Origin of the sequence: Leptospira ellinghausenii, assembly GCF_003114815.1 — a bacterium.
GTDB lineage: Bacteria > Spirochaetota > Leptospiria > Leptospirales > Leptospiraceae > Leptospira_A > Leptospira_A ellinghausenii.
This window is the reverse complement of sequence record NZ_BFAZ01000010.1, coordinates 126,841-144,560: the sequence shown is the minus strand read 5'-3', so window position 1 is coordinate 144,560 and position 17,720 is coordinate 126,841. Positions and strand designations below refer to the sequence as shown.

Genomic DNA, 17,720 nt, shown 5'->3' with positions numbered 1-17,720 from the left:
TTGGGAATCATAAATTAGACAGAATTGTCTGTTTTTTTGTTGGCAGACAGATCGTTCTGTCTAATCTTGGAATCGTTGAGGAAAGCGAAGATCATGATAGTGACTCATACAACTGAAATTCCCGTATTATGGAGCCATTTGGATGCCAATGGGCATGTTAATAATGGAGTGTACCAATCCTATTTGGATGAAGCAAGGATGCAGGCATTAGAGAAGATTGGGTTTTCCATTCGAGAGATGAGAGAGAATCTGGTCGGTCCTGTGGTCTTAAAGGCCGAGTTAAATTACCACAAACCATTGAATCATCCCGATTCGGTTCGAATTGAAACTGGATTTCGGGATATGACTGCCGTAAGGGGAACTGTCGTACAAAATATGTATCGGGTTTCCGATGGTGTTCTAGTCTGCGAAGCTATCTTTTCGGCTATATTTTTTGATTTTGCCAAAAAAAGACCTTGGAAAATTCCAAAACATTTTTTTGACCAACTAACAACTGCCTAACGAAAACTTTTTTCTGAATCATATGAAGGTCTATCGTTTATTCACGGATAAATGATAGTTGGCTTTTTTCTGGGACTAAACCTTTGTCTTCAAATTCACCTGATAAAGATTCATAGTTTGGAGATAGTTTAATTTTCCATTTTCCTTTTTCTTCAATTAAATCAGAATCTACAATATTTTTGCCACGAAAGATTGGATTGTCATTCCATTTCATGACAATGTTCCCTTCAGCGTCTTCAGCTTCGATGGTCAATCGAACTGGTTTCACTTTGTTTTTTCCATCCCAATACATAGCGGTCCAAGGCCCGATAAACTTCTGTATGGCGGATTCGCCAAAAGTTTTTACTTTCTTAATATCGGGAACAGTTTCCGATAAAACAGCAGTGACAGGAGAGGAATACAAACTTTCCCCAACTCCTTTTTGCACAGATTGAATCACAAAAAAATAAAATTGATTTTTCGAAAGATTTTGTAATTTAAAATTAGATTCTGAAGTTTCTTTGACAAGACTCCAGTCTTCTTCATTCTTTTTTCTCATCAGAATTTTATAAGAAGTGACTTTTGGAATTACATTCCAACTAAACCAGAGTTCACCAGATTTACGATTTTCTGTAATTGATAATTCAGGAGCCTTTACACTTAAAGACCTCCCTGCAACTAGTGATGCATATCCTATATCTGGTTCAGATGGGAAACTATACAATTCCCCTTCGAATTCTGCTGTGACTGCATAAAAGGATTCTTTTTCAGATGGCTCATGGTCCTTGTAGAGTAAATCTGTGGTTTTGGCAATGCGCTTCCAGGAACCATTTGTTTTTCGAAAGATATGGTAAGCTGTTGCACTTGGAGAACCTTCCCATTGTAAGACGGTCACACCTGGATACAATCCTTTGGAAGCGGTGAAATGTTCAGGTCTGGGTTTTAAAACCTCAGAAGGATCTAAATGCGCAGATACGTAATAACTGGATTCTCCTTCTAATTGGTTTCGTTCTGGAACAACTTGGTAAATTTCGTTGTCACCGTTACGACTGGCTTTTAAATCCGTGTAAGAATTTTTTTCAGTTTTTCCTAAAAAGCGGAAAATCCGTGCCATTGCGTTCCATTTGTAGACAATATAAGTAGTAGGAATGGAATGATTGTCCCATTCCAATAGGATACGGTCATTCGTTGGAGCAACAGATGCTCTTAAATTCGTGACAGGTAAAATGCCTGCAGGTTTTGTTGGCTCTGACGCATAACCATCGTTTGAATCAATGGAAGGTTTGGATAAATAATTTTCATCCAAGCTAGCGACTTTGTAATGGTAGGCAGTATTCTTTTGAACACCAAAATCATCGAAATAGGGTTGTTTGGAAAGTCCTACAAGTTGGTATTTCGTATCAATTTTACGTTTTCTGTACACTTCGTACCCAATAGCTCGTTTTTCGCTCGACCATGAGATTCTAATCCGATCAGAAAAATCCCCTCGGGATGCATAAACTTCTTTCGGTGGGAATAAATTATGTTCACCAAATTCCAATGACTCCAATTCATTCATCAATTTTGATTCTGTGAGTAATTGGTTTCCCTCTGAAGGATTCGCAACATAAATCGATTTGGTGTGTTTTGGGAAACTATCATAAGAGATCCAAAGATACCCTTGGTCCCCCCAATTGGTTCCCCAAGTATTCCAAACTTTAAACGCTTTCTTTTTGTCATTATATCCCAAAATTACAAGGGATTGTGCTCCTAAAACTTCTCCATTCCCTTGTTGGAAAATGGCATCTGGTTTTGGATCTAGAAAATTTTCATAAACCAAATATCCAATTAAAACTGGTTTTTTCTCAGCTAATGCAAGTTTAATGGAAGAGAGGTCGTGAGGTTCAATTTTAAAAATTCGCCCAAGCCTTGCTTTTCGTCCTATTTCTACAATGTTTGCTTTTGGTCGAACCCTCAGATTGTTACTTGATTCATTCATGAGTTCAATGGGAACAGATCCTCTACTCGTTGCAAGAACCAAGGCATCAAGTAGGGAAACTGCTTGGTCTTTCCCACTGTTCAATTGGTTATAAATGAAATTTGCGGAATACAGAAGTTTTTGTCCATTCGCAGAATTTGGACCAATTGAAGATAGATTGCGAATCCCCTTTTTTCCGGCTTCTAAATACGAAATAAGGCCATAACCAACTGTAAATCCTACGTTATCTTTCCCTGTGCCTTGGTCCATTGGTGTAGGAAAGTCTGCACTAAAGTCGATATTGGAAGGTAAATCTGATGGGGAAATATCGGAAGTAAAGGGAGGAATACTTTGGTATAAAGCAAATGGGTCTGGAGTAAGACCTGGTTTTTTTAAAGAAGATTTGGTTTCTGTTTTCCCTGTAATTGGTTTTGTTTGAAAACTAACAACGATTAGTCCAACAATGAATAATAAAGTACCAATTGCAATTTTTTGTTTTGTATTCCGGAACATCTTAATCCTCTTCTAAATCAAAACTGATGGGCAATCTATGAGCCATCCGAGTTGGTTTTCCTTTGTCATAACCAGGTGTAAACCTTGCACGTTGGATGATTTTAATCGCAGCTTCATCAAACCCATATCCCGCTCGTCCCGAAACAATTTTGACTCCTTGGAGTACACCTTGTTCGTCAACTTGCACCATAACTACAACTGTCTTTTGGCTAATGTTCGCAGCTTTTGCTGCTTCAGGGAAATATGCTTTTAGATCAAAATCAATGATAGGTGTGGGAGGCCTGTCACCATTAAATGAAAACAAAAATCCATCTTTGTCTGTACCATTCCCTGAAAGTTGGTTTGGGTTTAAGTCTGAATTATCGGGTTTGTCTTCCGCATCCTTATTCGATCCCTCTACCCATTCTTGTTTTTCGACGGGAGCGGGGCTTGAAGTTCCACCAATGAGTTCTGGTGGAATTTCTTCAAAGGATACATCCACATCTTCCATTGAAGTTTCTTGAAACGCAGCTTCACTTGGCAATGTTAGAATAAAATATACCAAATAACAAAATACATGTAAACTCACAGAAACAAATAAGCTGGCTCGGAAAAGACCGAACCGCCTGAGTTTGTATTGTAAAAATAATGTAAATGAATTCATATAACCAGTATTTAGTGGTGAATGTTGGGAGTGGAACTAGAGGATTGGTTGTGTTTCCCACTTGTGATAAAACTTGCATGGATCTCTTTCGAAAGAATTTCTAATTGTCCTAATACCAGTTTCATTTTACGAGTGAAGTAGTTATTGGCCATCACAACAGGAATCGCAACAGCAAGACCAGCAGCAGTAGCAAGTAGGGCCGTGGAAATACTACGCATCACCACTTCTGCACCAGAGTTACCTAAAGTACCCAAACCATAAAATGCTTTGATGACTCCAAGCACAGTTCCCAAAAGTCCAATGAAGGGAGTGTTGTTCCCAAGAGTGTTTAGAATCGGAAGTCTTTCTTCTAAACTGAGTCGTTCTTTTAGAATTTTCCCTTCCATGAGTTCCGATAAACCTTTATGATTTTCTTTTTCACGTTCCAAAACAAAATGAATGAATCGTGTATAAGAATTTTCCATAGGATGGCTTTCGAGTAGTTTTTCCGTACCTTTTAGATCACGGTGGCGAATCAGAAGTGTGAGTGAATCGAGAAGTGATTCAGATTCTTTGTTAAAATTGCGTTTATAAACAATTAACCTTTCGATGAAAACAGCAATGGCGAGGATACTCGCGAATAACATCACGAGAAAGATGATTTTTTCACCAATGTCTACGAAATCTTGCATTTTTTGAACCTTCTAACGGACAGAATCCAATCCCTTGGACAACAATCAAAGAGAAAATTTGCGTAAAAAATACTTCGGTTGATCCCAATTCCACCCCAAAGAAAGAATGATTCCAAGGATTGGTATGAAGGCAAAAAACATTCTTCTGAACAGTTTTGGGGTTCTTTTCATCGGTTTCGGCGTTTTTCTCGTCGTGTTCTATGCTACAAAATCTTGGGAGGCCTTCCTCCAAATTTGTCCCAATAAAGATTTTTTGTCTTGGGATGAAAACATACGACTGAACCAAGTCCTGGACCAGTACGTCGATTTTCGAAATGGAAATTGGTTTTATGGCATGATGCCATTTCTGGAAAGCCCCACTTGGCCTCCATTACGTTCGCTTCTAACATTTGTTACTTTGTATTTACCAATTGATGCTTATGAAACCTATCGAGATAGTTTTCTTGGACTTTTCTTTTTGATCTTAGTGTATCCAGGTTTGGTGTATACATCGTTTCGGATGACAAAATCTCTTTTTTGGTCAGGACTATTTTCATCCCTCATTTTTATCCTGACCATCCAAACTGTAGAAGTGCCTGCGTATTCTTTGTCTTCTATGTTGGAAACCCAATCGATGTTTTTTTTACTCCTCTCTGTTTATGCGATTTACCGTTTGTATGATACAGATAACCGAGAACTTGAGATTGATGGCACTACCAAATGGATGATTTTTGTTTCCTTATTTGGTTTTTATTTCACCAAATATCCATATGGGATTTTATTCTTTATGGCATGTTTTGCCTATGAACTCATTCGTTCCCCAGGTAAATACAAAGAAGTTATCCTTTATCTCTTAAAACATTACGCAAAAGGAATTCGACTTTTATACCTAGTATTTGTTGTACTCATGGTATTCTCTTTGCCTGTGTTACGAGTAGTCACCAAAATCAATCTGAATCAAAAAGGATTCAAACAGTTTATGTTTGGGATCACCTTGGTTTTGTTTGTTGATCTTTCAGTTTATTTATTCCGAAATCGCGATGCTATGAAGAAAATCTTCCCAAAAACAGCCGTTGTACTTTGGGCTTATGCAATTTTCCCTGCATTTTTATGGTTATTTTTAAATCCAGATAGAGTGAATGCTCTTATCGATGCACAGATGATTGTAAACGCTTACACAAGAAGTTTTTTCCTGACCCTTTGGACGGAACCAGGAAAAGACCCATCTGTTCCTGGAGTTTTTGATTTCATTTGGGGATTCCGAACTTTGGTATTATTTTCCACCTTGTCTTTGTTATATTTTCTTGTTCGTACGAAAGAAACAATATGGAATAAAATCAAAGACCCACTTGTAGCAGGTACTTTTATTCTATTTTTAGAACTTTTGATTTTGGAACTTACCACTGGGAACAAACAACCAAGGCATGTTCTCCAGTTTATCCCTGCGATTGGTCTAGTGGGTTTTTTGTGGATTTTACGACTCTATCATTTAGCGGATCATAATTTTCAAAGGATCACTTCCATATCAGTGATCCTACTCACAACTAGTTTTGTATTTTATAATTCGGTTTACGAACAAGGGATTCTTTCTGGAAAATTTTATAAGACCAAAATGTTCTGTTACCGAGGGATGAATGCAGGTGATTTCCAACCTGCAAGAGAAATTGCCGAACATGTGACTCCCAATAAAAAATACATCCTCATCAATGCCTTCCATTTTACAGAAAAATACGATACAAAAGGGCGAGTTTTAGCCTCCGATTTTGATCTGGCGATGAAACTTCGCACCTACAAAGAGGGGATGGTACGAAATGACAACAAATACAGATGGAAAGATTGGACAAATTTTGATTCCGTTCTCTTATTAAGTGATATTTGTCCTGATAGTTTTGTTGAAGAAAAATTTGAAAATCGCACAAAAATGTTGAACAGTAAGTCAACATTGCTGTCTACTTACAGAGAGAGCTCTGGTACAGCTTGTTTACAAGAATACAAACTGCTTCAATAGAGATAAAAATTCATGAGTATTGCTTCATTTTCGATCAAACGCCCCATTTTCATTTCATCCCTCGTGATCATCATGGTGATCACAGGATACATTTCCTTAAAACGAATCGGTGTGGATTTATTCCCGGATATCAACATCCCATTTGTTGTGGTGTCCACTGTGTACCCTGGAGCAGGCCCAGAAGAGATTGAGACTTCTATCTCCAAACCTTTGGAAGAGGAACTCAGTTCCATCTCTGGACTTAAAAGGATTACTTCTCGAAACCAAGAAGGGATCTCTCTCGTTTTTGCTGAGTTCAGTTTGACCACTGATATCAAATATGCCGAACAACAAGTACGCGATAAAACAGCAAGGGTCAAACCACTTTTCCCTGAATCATCAAAAGAACCTCTCGTACAGAGGTTTGATCCATCAGACCAACCCATTATGCGGATCTCTTTATTTGCGGATTTACCAGAAGGTGAGTTGTACGATTTAGCAAAAGAAAAAATCAAAACCAAGTTAGAACAAGTGAATAATGTTGGTGCCGTGAAAATTATCGGTGGAGCTCGCCGTGAGATTCATATCGAACTTGATCGCAATAAAATAAATGCCTACCAAGTGCCTGCCATTGCCATTGGGAACCAAATCAAAAATTCTGGTGTGAACATCCCTGCAGGAAAAGTAGAAGGTGGAGAAAAGGAAACTTCTTTCCGTACGGTAGCAAAATACGAATCCTTATCTCAAATTGAGAACACAGTTGTTTCGTTTGGTGGTGAATTTGGTAGAGGGGTACTTGTCAAAGACCTTGGCCAAGTCAAAGACACATTACAAGACCGACAGACTCGTGGATTATTGTATGCTCCTATCAATACCGAAGAACACGAAGAACCTTCTATCATTGGAAAATTATTATTCAAATACGAAGCACCGAAAAAAGAGCGAGTTCAAAAAACAGCTCTTTTCTTAGATGTTTACAAACAATCGGGAGCAAACACCGTTGAAGTAGCGGATGGTATCTTAGCAAAAATTAATACCATCAATGACCAAATCAAAGATATGAAGGGCACTCCGAAAGTCATCCTCATCCGAGATGGCTCGAAATGGATCCGAGCTAACATTGAAGATGTAACTCTCGCCATTATTCTAGGGATTTTTCTTGCTGTTTTAGTTGTGTATCTTTTTCTCGGAAACGTTCGTTCTACCATCATCACTGGTATGGCACTCCCTAACTCAATGTTAGGTGCCTTTATCATTATGTATGCCATGGGATTTACCATGAACGTGATGACACTTCTTGCCTTATCACTTGCGGTTGGTCTTTTGGTTGATGATGCGATTGTGGTTAGGGAAAATATTTTCCGTAAACTAGAAGAAGGGGAATCGGTCATTGTTGCTGCCCGAAAAGGAACAGAAGAAGTAACCTTGGCGGTAATTGGAACCTCTCTTACCGTGATTGCGGTTTTCCTTCCCATTGGATTTTTATCGGGAATAGTAGGTCAGTTTTTCAAACAGTTTGGACTCACAGTTGTCTTTGCCATGATCATTTCTCTTTTTGATGGTCTTACAGTTGCACCAATGTTATCTGCTTATTTTGCAGGGAAAACTGACATTCACAAAGAAAAGAATTTTGTTCTCCGTAATTTTGATAAGTTCCAAGATTTCCTGGACAGAATGTACGCAATCATTATGAAGTTTGCCTTAAAAAAACCTTGGGCAGTCATTTTACTTACAATTCTTACACTCATCACAAGTATCTTCTCTCTTGCCTTTGTGAAAAAGACCTTCCTTCCTGCAAACGATCAAGGTGAATTTATGGTGAATGTGGAAATGGCACCGGGGACTTCCTTAACTGGTACTTCTGAAGTGGTAGAACAAATCCAAAATGAAATCATCAAAAACATTCCCGAGTTAGAATTATTGGCAACAGTTGTGGGGAATAGTGATGGAGAATCCAATATCGCTACGATCGGCGTTGCCTTACTTCCTTCTGAATACCGCAAACGTACAACGGCAGATGTAAAAGACCAGATCAGAGATTTTCTAAAAGCATATCCACATGCAAGACCAAAGGTTAACGATTATTCTGCGATTGGTGGTGGGGTACAATATCCATTTAACCTTAACTTAAAAGGGGAAAATTTAAAAGATTTGGAAAGCTATTCGTTTAAGGTAATGGATGAACTTAGAAAAATTCCAGACCTAACTGATGTGGACACAACTTACAGAACAGGTAAACCAGAATTCCAAGTTGTACCAAATCGTGCAAAAATGCAAACCGTTGGTGTGGTTGCAGGGGTGATGGGAGCAGAACTTCGTTACCACATCGAAGGGGGAGAGGTTGCCAAATACCTGGAAAATGGAATTGAATATGATGTGCGGTTACGTCTGAAAGAAGACCAACGAAATTTACGTAAGTCTTTTTATGAAACAAGAGTGCCAAACATTCAAAACAAACTCATTCCTCTAAGTGCAATTGCCGATGGTAAAGAAAGTTCCTCTCCAGCAAGGATCATTCGTGAAGACAGATCGAGGGTTGTTCCTATCAATGCAAACCTGGCACCAGGTGGTGCCATTGCATCGGCTTCTGAATCCGCAGTCAAAATCCTAAAGGAAAAATTACCACCACCTCCTGGCATTACGTATTCCTTTGTGGGACAATCTGAAGACTTCAAAGAGTTGTTACAAAACATCGTCCTTGCCTTTGGGATGGCGCTTATCTTCATTTATCTTGTGTTAGCTTCTCTTTATGAGTCATTTATCACACCGATAACGATTTTGTTTGCCATTCCACCTGCTATATCGGGTGCCTTTTTTGCACTCGCCTTAACTGGCGAGATGTTAAACTTATTTAGTATGATTGGACTCATCCTACTAATGGGTCTTGTTGCTAAAAACTCCATCTTACTTGTGGACCATGCGATGCTTGCTATGAAAGAACATGGTATGTCTAGAAACGATGCCATCTTTGATGCGGGTGCAAAACGATTGAGACCAATCCTTATGACATCCCTTGCAATGATTGCAGGGACATTGCCAATTGCACTTGGGATTGGTGAAGCCTCTAAATCGAGAACTGCAATGGGGATTGCCATCATTGGTGGACTCATCCTATCGACTCTCATCACACTCATCGTAGTACCTGCCGTTTTTGGATACATCGATAGGCTCAGAGAGAAAATTGAAGGAGCCTTCCGTCCAGATTACGAAATCCGACCAGAGGATTTAGAAGGATAACAGAAATCTCACCCTTAGATGCGGGTGAGATTTTCATTTTAAACTTGCCCAAACATTGATTTCGGTGTTCTCTAGCATTCATGTCTAGCGAACGCCGCATTTACAATCGTATCTCTGAAAAAGTCCATCTCACCTACCGTGTGATCCAATCAGGTGCTGGTTCAGCTCAGTTTTTGCCTAGCGACAAAGGGGAAGGGGACTCACAAGACATCTCGGAAGGTGGACTCCTCTTTCGGACCAAGGAACCGATGCCTATGGGAACAAGGCTTGAATTGGAATTACGATTCCCTGATGTAAAATATGTTTTGTACCCGAAGGCAAAAGTAGTTCGATTGGAAGAATTTGGTGAAGGTGCTTTTTATGAAGTGGGGCTTGAATTCAACCAAATCTTCGATGATGACAAAAAACTCCTATTGGAACACATCAAAAAACTAGAAGTATGAAGAAAATCTTCATTCTCTACCAAACAAAGTATTGGTAGTCTTATGAACATTCGTGTTGTCTATCACAAACTTTTGGGCAAACAATTTGACCCAATTTCCTTAATTGCAGTTTACTCAGAAATCTTAAACAAACTGTATTTTTTAGGATTCGCCTACACCCTTGCTTATGCTCATAGCGTTTATTTGGAGTGGGGAAAAGCTGATCTTACGAATTGTTACCTTTCGTTTTCACAGCTCATCATCAGTTTATGTTTAGTCGGGATTTCTTTTTTTTATCGAACTGTGAATGCCAATATCACAAAACTTGTTCGAATTTTGTTTTTTTCCTTGGTCTTAGTCGAAATCGAAACTGGCTTTCATGATCCAACAATCCCTTATTTTGATCCAAGGAATTGGTTAACCATCATTGCACTCATTGGTTCAAATTCATTTTTTTATCCAGGTCTTGTTTGGCAGTTTATGATTGAATGGACCGTTGTTTTTTGCATTTATTTGATACGAGTTTTCATCCAAAATGATTCTTTGATTCCAGATGAAACATGGAGAGAGATGTCTACGATTGTGCCACTCTTTTTAGTTTCTTTCTTTCTAAACCATTGGTGGTTCCAAACACGTTACATCGCAGCGTATCGTGGTATGTTACTCGAAGAAAAACGTAGGACATTTTTCCAAGACATCCATGATAGTTTGGGTTCTAAACTCACGGACTTAGTATTACTCTGCCAAACATTGGAGTCCAATGCAGCAGAAACTTCCACTGCTGTGATCCATAAAATCAAAGAACTTTCTTCTGATGCATTAGAATCTTTGCGGAACCAAGTAAAAGAAGAAGACCAGAGAGAAATTTTGCAAGAATCCCTTATCCATGGTCTGCAACTCCTAGTTAAAAAAAGATATAAAATGTTAGGTAGGGAAATTGTAATCCAAAGCGAAACCCTTAAGGATCGGATGATACCAATCAAAGAACCTGAGACAGCACATCATTTATTACAAATTTTTAAAGAAATCAGTACCAATGATTTAAGGCATGGCAGTGGAAAAACAATTTGTCGTTTAGAGGAAAGCGAAAATTCCATCTCCATAGATTTTGTCACAGAATTCAAGGAAACAAATCCACAGCCTCCAAACGTAAACATTGCACTTCCTGAATCATTTTGGAATATTGGAATTGGAGAAAAAGGGATTGAACAAAGAATCCAATTCCTAAATGGTCAATTAGAAATTAATCCTTCACCTTACCGTATCAAAATGCAAATCCCTAAAACATTATTCCAATTATGAATGTAACCCATATTGGCATCATTGAAGACAATCCTGACTATTTAGATTCGTTAGTTGGTGTATTAAAAACAAGAGATACACTTGCCATTTCAACTTGGAATTCTGCAGAAACATTTGATTCAAATCCTCCTAAGCAAGAATTACAATTATTGATTCTTGACATTGGACTCCCAGGTGCCAGTGGTATCGATGTTTTAAAAAAATACCATACTGTTGATGTGAGGAAAAGTCTTGTGATCTCTTCTTTACAAACTGATGATGTGATCTTTGCTGCGATCAAACTCGGTGCATCAGGTTATATCTGGAAGTCCGAATTGGATTCACTTTGGGAAACCATCCAAACAATTTTGGAAGGGGGGAGTGTGATTTCTCCTTCCATCGCCACAAAAGTATTGTTAGCCTTTCGAAAACCGGAAAACAATCCTAGTTTAGGCTCTAATCCTAAAAAAGAAAAGGAATTGGGATTAGAAGTTTTATCCCCAAGGGAAAGGCAAATTTTAGAACTCATCATTGAAGGAGATACTCCCCAACAGATTGCCCAATTGTTTGGAACAACCCTCGGGACTGTCAGGCAACAAATCAAAACCATCTACAAAAAACTCCAGGTGAATACGAGGGTCCAAATGTTAAAAAAAGCGAGGGTATTTGGTATCTTCTGATTTGAGGGAGGTTTTGTTTTTATACCATCTGGTAGATAGACGAAACGAAAACAATAACCTATACTTACTGTAAGTTGGAATTTCACCCTTATGAAACGAGTCACAGAGAGCCATTGAATCCTTATATCTGGAACGGTTTAAGGATTTTCTTTTGGTTCGGGATTTATTGTTTGATGATGTTTCTCCTCAATTCTTTTTACTGAGTGTCCCACCATTGGTTTCGGTTTTTTTTGAAAACCAATCACAGACTTTTTCCTTTAAATGAATGATAACCTTATAATACACCATCGTGTTTAATCACGGTGGTGTTTTTTTATTGTCCTAAGAGGAATTTGATTTCACGGAGCAGTGTGGACTTACCTTGCATCAGTTTGGATTCTGAAACGGCAATGGATTCTTTTTTCCCTTCTTTTGCAAAAAACTGATCCAAAACTGCTTCCCGCAAAGATTCTTCAAACCAAGTTTTGGTTTGGTCATCGCGATTTTTCGCATAATATCCGTTTGTTTTTGTGGTACTGATGTAGTCTTGGATGAGATTCCAAATTTCGTCGATTCCTTTTCCACCTAACCCACTGCAAGTGGTGGCACGAGGTGTCCATTTGGATTCGGGTGCAGGGAAGAGGTGGAGGGCTGATTCATATTCAGCTCTTGCCCGAGTGGCATAAGCTTCATTTGGACCATCGGCTTTGTTGATGGCAATGAGATCTGCCATCTCCATAATCCCTCGTTTGATCCCTTGGAGTTCGTCTCCCGCACCCGCAAGCATGAGTAACAAAAAGAAATCCACCATGGAATGGACTTGGGTTTCAGACTGGCCCACACCCACAGTTTCAATGATGATGGTATCAAACCCCGCCGCTTCACAGAGATACATACTTTCACGTGTTTTTCGTGCGACTCCACCAAGCGAACCACTGCTAGGTGAAGGCCGTATGAAGGCATTTTCTGCTTTGGACAAAACTTCCATTCTGGTTTTATCACCGAGGATGGAACCTTTTGTCCTTTGGCTACTCGGGTCAATGGCGAGTACTGCTAGTTTTCGATTTTGTTCGAGGATAAAACTTCCAAAACTTTCAATGAAGGTAGATTTTCCCACACCAGGAACACCAGTGATCCCAATGCGAATGGAGTTTCCAACCTTTGGCATCACAAGTTCTAAGATGGCTTGCGCCTTGTCATTGTGTTCCTCTAAATTACTTTCCACAAGGGTGATGGCTTTGGAGAGGGCAGTTCGGTTCCCTGCGAGAATTCCTTCGGCGAGGGATTCCGCTGAGGTTTCTTTTTTTGATAAGGATTTCCGTTGTTCTTTGATATACGGAGAAATAGCAGGAGCATCCGCAACACCAGGATTGACCGAAAGGGCAGACTTATGTCCTTCTTTGTCACTTGAACGATTTGGTTTCTGTGAGTCTTTGTTTTCCTGATCCATTTGATTCTCTGTGAAGCTTACGAACGTTTCGGTGTTATTATGAATCCTGTTTGTCAGACAACAAACGAACACCGACTGCCATTACGACATGTCGGTGTCTTTTGTTCGATTTGGTAATTTACCAGAACTTGGCTTGTCAGCGTTAGGCGGCTCTTCGTTCCCCGAGTAACAAATTGAGGATTTGTTTTGCGGCTTCCGAAATTACAGTCCCTGGTCCAAAAATCGCTGTGGCACCTGATTTGTAGAGGAAATCATAGTCCTGTGCTGGGATGACCCCACCCACTACCACGAGCACATCTTCTGCGCCGAGTTTTTTTAATTCTTCAATCACTTGAGGAACCAAGGTTTTGTGTCCAGCCGCAAGAGAAGAAACTCCAAGGATGTGGCAGTCATTTTCTACTACTTGTTTGGCAACTTCCGCAGGTGTTTGGAAAAGAGGCCCGATATCAACGTCAAACCCCATATCGGCAAAACTGGTGGAGATCACCTTGGCACCACGGTCATGGCCATCTTGTCCCATTTTGGCAACCATGATCCTTGGGCGACGGCCTTCGAGTTTTGCAAATTCGTCAGCAAGACCCCGTGCTTCGATATAACCTTTGTCTTCAGAAATTTCGGAGGAGTACACTCCCGAGATGGATCTGATCACAGCTTTATACCTCCCGAATACTTTTTCCATTGCATATGAAATTTCACCGAGAGAAGCACGTTTGCGTGCGGCATCTACTGCGAGTTCGAGTAAGTTACCGTTGCCTGTTTCTGCACATTTGGTAATGGCGTTTAACGCAGCTTCAACGGCAGTGTTGTCACGGTCTTTTTTCATTTGTTCGAGTCGTTTGATTTGAGCGAGTCGAACCGCAGTATTATCGATGTCTAAAATATCAAGTGGAGCTTCTTTATCCAAACGGAACCGGTTCACTCCGACAATCACATCCTTCCCAGAATCGATACGAGCTTGTTTTCTGGCGGATGCTTCTTCGATGCGCATCTTTGGAATTCCCGTCTCAATTGCCTCTGCCATCCCACCTAATTTTTGTACTTCGGTGATGAGATCCCATGCTTTATGGACTAAATCATTTGTAAGTTTTTCTACATAAAATGATCCGCCCCAAGGGTCGATGACTCGGTGGATGTTGGTTTCTTCTTGTAAGTAAATCTGTGTGTTACGAGCAATCCGTGCAGAAAAGTCAGTCGGAAGGGCAATCGCTTCATCAAGAGCATTTGTGTGAAGGGATTGTGTATGGCCAAGGGCTGCCGCCATAGCTTCAATACAAGTCCTACCCACGTTATTGAATGGGTCTTGTTCTGTGAGGGACCATCCAGACGTTTGGCAATGGGTTCGGAGAGCCAAAGACTTTGTCGACTTGGGTTGGAACTGGTTTACGATTTTAGCCCAAAGCAGACGGCCCGCTCGCATTTTGGCAATCTCCATAAAATGGTTCATCCCAATCGCCCAAAAGAAAGAGAGGCGTGGTGCAAATTCATCTACAGAAAGCCCAGAAGCTATCCCCGTTTTGATGTATTCCCAACCATCAGCGAGTGTATACGCAAGTTCCAAATCCGCCGTGGCACCAGCTTCTTGCATATGGTAACCAGAGATCGAGATGGAGTTAAACTTTGGCATGTACTTAGAAGTGTAACCAAAGATATCGGCGATGATTTTCATCGAATGTTTTGGTGGGTAGATGTAAGTGTTCCTCACCATAAACTCTTTCAAAATATCATTTTGGATGGTGCCGGAAAGTTTGTCTCGTGTTACCCCTTGTTCTTCTGCCGCCACAATATAAAATGCAAGCACTGGGATGACCGCACCATTCATGGTCATGGAAACTGACATTTGGTCGAGAGGGATTTGGTCGAAGAGAATCTTCATGTCAAGGACAGAGTCAATCGCCACACCCGCTTTTCCCACGTCCCCCACCACTCGTTCGTGGTCGGAATCATAGCCCCTGTGTGTCGCCAGGTCAAAAGCAACGGAAAGACCCTTTTGCCCTGCGGCTAAGTTTCTACGATAAAAGGCATTTGATTCTTCCGCTGTGGAAAATCCAGCGTATTGGCGGACGGTCCAAGGTTTATTCACATACATGGTGGAATATGGCCCACGTAGATAAGGAGGGATTCCCGCTGCATAGTTTAAGTGTTCCAAACCTTCTAAATCGGTAGGTTGGTACCGAGATTGGATGGAGATCCCTTCTGCCGTTTGCCAAAGTGAAATCGACTTTGGGTCTGGTTTTGGAGCACTAAATGAAAGTGGAGTCGTTGCAAAATTTGGTTTCTTCATGTTATTTCCCGATCCATTTGGTTTGGGCTTTTTCCATAAACTGAGTGAGGTTCCGTTTCATGTGGATGAAGTCGTCTATCCCGAGAGATTCCGCTTGGCTCACTAGGTCTTTTGGGTAACCCGCTAGTAGTTTCCAAGCGTTTGGAAGTTGGGTTGCCATTTCCTTTGCAAATTCAGGAAGGTAGGTCGCATACTCTTCGTCAGACGAACAAAGGACTACAATCTCAGCTCCCGATTCTTTTGCTTTGGTAACTCCTTCTTTTACAGAAGAAAATCCCAGGTTGTCGATGATTTCGTATCCTAGGCAACCAATGAAGTTGGAGCTAAATCCAGCACGTGCTTTTCGCATCGTTAGGTCCCCAATGGTCAATAAAAATACCTTTGGAGCTTTTTTCCCAGATGCTACGTGGAGGTCTGTTTTGTTTCTCCATTTGTCAAATTCATATGAAAGTCTGAGTGGTACCAAACGTTCGTATGTCGACTTTTCTGAGTAAGATAGGAGTTTTTCTGTTTCGGCCATTGATTCTTTTAGTTCGGCATGCCGTTCTGTGGGGAGTGGGTATTGGTTTGTACCAAGTAGGATTTCTTTTTTGGTCGCAAGGGCTTCTCGTTTTTTGGAAGCTCTTGCTGTGATTTCCTTTTGGATAGTTCCTTGTTTCAAAGCGGCACCAAACCCACCTTCTTTTTCCACAGTTTGGAATTTCTCCCAAGCTGTTTCCGCTAATTTTTTCGTGAGAACTTCTAAGTAGTACGAACCTGAAGCAGGGTCTTCTACTTTGTCGAGGAAAGATTCGTAACGAAGTAGGAGTTGTGCATTCCTTGCAATTCTTTTTCCTAACTCTTGTTTTGTGGAATATTCGGAATCAAAAGGAGAAACGGCGATAAAATCAGCACCTCCAATTACGGCAGACATAGCAGCCGTTGTTCCACGTAACATATTCACGTAGGGATCATATGCAGTGTATTGAAAATTACTAGTTTGGGCAAGGATAAGAGCTGGAAGAGTTTCTCCGAGACCCAGTTTGTATGCATTTAAAACTTCAGTCCAAAGGATTCGCATTGCGCGGAATTTGGCGATCTCTGTGAAGTAATCAGAACCAATCCCCATCCAAAACCAAAGGTTTGACGCTGCATCTTCGACAGACACTCCCGCATCCAAATGTCGGTTTAGGTAATCCACACCCCAAGAAAGGGAATAGGCAAGTTCTTGGCCAATGGAAGCACCAGAATCCCGTAAATACAAACTATGAATTCCGACTCCAGAAAAACCTTTGGTTCCCGAGAGGGATTGGAAGGTTTTCCCGATACTCTCTTTTTCACAACCAAGTTCTCCACAAAGAAGCGCCGTACCATACGGGTCAAAGTCACCGAGTACCGTGTTATGCGAAGAAGTAAGTTTTTTGAAACTGTCACTGAACTTTGGAGTTCTTGTGGCAAGAGAAACAATGAGGGGAATCTCACCCACTGATTTTGCCAAAGATTCTAAATCGGAAGCTGAGGAGATTTTACATCCATATTGTTTTCCAGCTTCTTCGTGGGAAATGAGGATGGCTGCATCAACACCTTTCTCTGTTACAGATTTTGTTTCGGATTCAGATGTGATTGATTCGGTTACTTTCCATCCAGGGTTTCGTTTGAAAACTCTAGGCAAAACAGGAAGGTCTTCTTTGCGATAAAACGGTTCAATTTTAAAACCTTCTTCTGTTTCCCAGGTCACTTTGTCCCAAGGACTACCTTTTAGGTCTTTGAGGATTTGGTTTTTCCAATCCTCAGTGGATACTTCAGGGAAATCTGAAAATAAAAATTCGTTCAATTTATTCCTCTACGATTTGGTAATCTTCCATATAACCAGGGAAGTCGCCTAACCCTCGTGTGAAGGTGAATTTTGCAGGGTATACAACCAATCTTCTTCCAGATTGCAAAAAAGTTCCAGAGAGAAGAGTGAAGGGAGATGCGACGATAAATGCTGCAGTTCCTAATACAGTTCCTGCAAGTCCCATGGGACGAGCAACGATGAGATCTATCAACATTTCTCCACCAGAAGGGACTTCTCTTGCAGATAAGGTTTGTGTCCACAAAAGACAGATTAAGAAAAGGATAGACAAGGGTCGTGTTTGTTTCATAGGCTGATCACTCGGGCTTTCCATCTGATGAAATCTC

At 40.5% G+C, this 17,720-nt stretch carries 13 protein-coding genes; 6 read left to right on the top strand and 7 right to left on the bottom strand.

What is annotated here, in order from left to right:
• Nucleotides 1-93 precede the first annotated feature (93 nt).
• A complete protein-coding gene (locus DI076_RS17545) occupies nt 94-501 on the top strand; it encodes an acyl-CoA thioesterase (protein ID WP_108961147.1) in 408 nt (135 codons plus the stop codon).
• A gap of 37 nt (nt 502-538) precedes the next feature.
• Here DI076_RS17545 and DI076_RS17540 read toward each other — a convergent pair whose 3' ends face one another.
• Genes DI076_RS17540 through DI076_RS17530 form a run of 3 tightly spaced genes read right to left on the bottom strand, consistent with a single transcriptional unit; the run spans nt 539 to nt 4,264 of the window.
• A complete protein-coding gene (locus DI076_RS17540) occupies nt 539-2,950 on the bottom strand; it encodes a fibronectin type III domain-containing protein (protein WP_108961146.1) in 2,412 nt (803 codons plus the stop codon).
• A gap of 1 nt (nt 2,951) precedes the next feature.
• Nucleotides 2,952-3,593 (bottom strand): energy transducer TonB, encoded by a 642-nt coding sequence (locus DI076_RS17535; RefSeq protein WP_108961145.1) that lies wholly within the window; start codon nt 3,591-3,593, stop codon nt 2,952-2,954.
• Between the two features lie 11 nt (nt 3,594-3,604).
• Nucleotides 3,605-4,264, bottom strand: a complete 660-nt coding sequence (locus tag DI076_RS17530; RefSeq protein WP_100727990.1) for a MotA/TolQ/ExbB proton channel family protein — start codon at nt 4,262-4,264, stop codon at nt 3,605-3,607.
• Nucleotides 4,265-4,370: 106 nt separating this feature from the next.
• On the opposite strand from DI076_RS17530, the gene DI076_RS17525 reads away from it, so the two are divergent.
• The 5 genes from DI076_RS17525 to DI076_RS17505 all read left to right on the top strand — a co-directional run bounded on the left by DI076_RS17525 (nt 4,371) and on the right by DI076_RS17505 (nt 11,850).
• Nucleotides 4,371-6,251, top strand: a complete 1,881-nt coding sequence (locus DI076_RS17525; protein ID WP_108961144.1) for a hypothetical protein — start codon at nt 4,371-4,373, stop codon at nt 6,249-6,251.
• A gap of 12 nt (nt 6,252-6,263) precedes the next feature.
• Nucleotides 6,264-9,467 (top strand): efflux RND transporter permease subunit, encoded by a 3,204-nt coding sequence (locus DI076_RS17520; protein ID WP_108961143.1) that lies wholly within the window; start codon nt 6,264-6,266, stop codon nt 9,465-9,467.
• Between the two features lie 80 nt (nt 9,468-9,547).
• Nucleotides 9,548-9,910 carry a PilZ domain-containing protein gene (locus DI076_RS17515; protein ID WP_108961142.1) on the top strand — a complete coding sequence of 121 codons (363 nt, stop codon included), beginning with the start codon at nt 9,548-9,550 and terminating at the stop codon, nt 9,908-9,910.
• Between the two features lie 42 nt (nt 9,911-9,952).
• On the top strand, nt 9,953-11,191 hold the full coding sequence (locus DI076_RS17510; RefSeq protein ID WP_108961141.1) for a sensor histidine kinase: 1,239 nt from the start codon (nt 9,953-9,955) through the stop codon (nt 11,189-11,191).
• Nucleotides 11,188-11,850, top strand: coding sequence for a response regulator transcription factor (locus DI076_RS17505; protein ID WP_108961140.1), 663 nt, complete (start codon nt 11,188-11,190; stop codon nt 11,848-11,850). The genes DI076_RS17510 and DI076_RS17505 overlap by 4 nt, the downstream gene beginning before the upstream one ends.
• Before the next feature lie 313 nt (nt 11,851-12,163).
• On the opposite strand, the gene meaB is transcribed toward DI076_RS17505, so the two are convergent.
• The 4 genes from meaB to DI076_RS17485 all read right to left on the bottom strand — a co-directional run bounded on the left by meaB (nt 12,164) and on the right by DI076_RS17485 (nt 17,683).
• A complete protein-coding gene (gene meaB, locus DI076_RS17500; protein WP_108961139.1) occupies nt 12,164-13,279 on the bottom strand; it encodes a methylmalonyl Co-A mutase-associated GTPase MeaB in 1,116 nt (371 codons plus the stop codon).
• 142 nt (nt 13,280-13,421) lie between these two features.
• Nucleotides 13,422-15,560 (bottom strand): methylmalonyl-CoA mutase, encoded by a 2,139-nt coding sequence (scpA, locus tag DI076_RS17495; RefSeq protein ID WP_108961138.1) that lies wholly within the window; start codon nt 15,558-15,560, stop codon nt 13,422-13,424.
• A 1-nt stretch (nt 15,561) separates the two neighbouring features.
• Nucleotides 15,562-17,373 (bottom strand): methylmalonyl-CoA mutase family protein, encoded by a 1,812-nt coding sequence (locus DI076_RS17490; protein ID WP_108961137.1) that lies wholly within the window; start codon nt 17,371-17,373, stop codon nt 15,562-15,564.
• Between the two features lies 1 nt (nt 17,374).
• Nucleotides 17,375-17,683, bottom strand: coding sequence for a hypothetical protein (locus DI076_RS17485; RefSeq protein WP_238761418.1), 309 nt, complete (start codon nt 17,681-17,683; stop codon nt 17,375-17,377).
• Nucleotides 17,684-17,720: the final 37 nt, after the last annotated feature.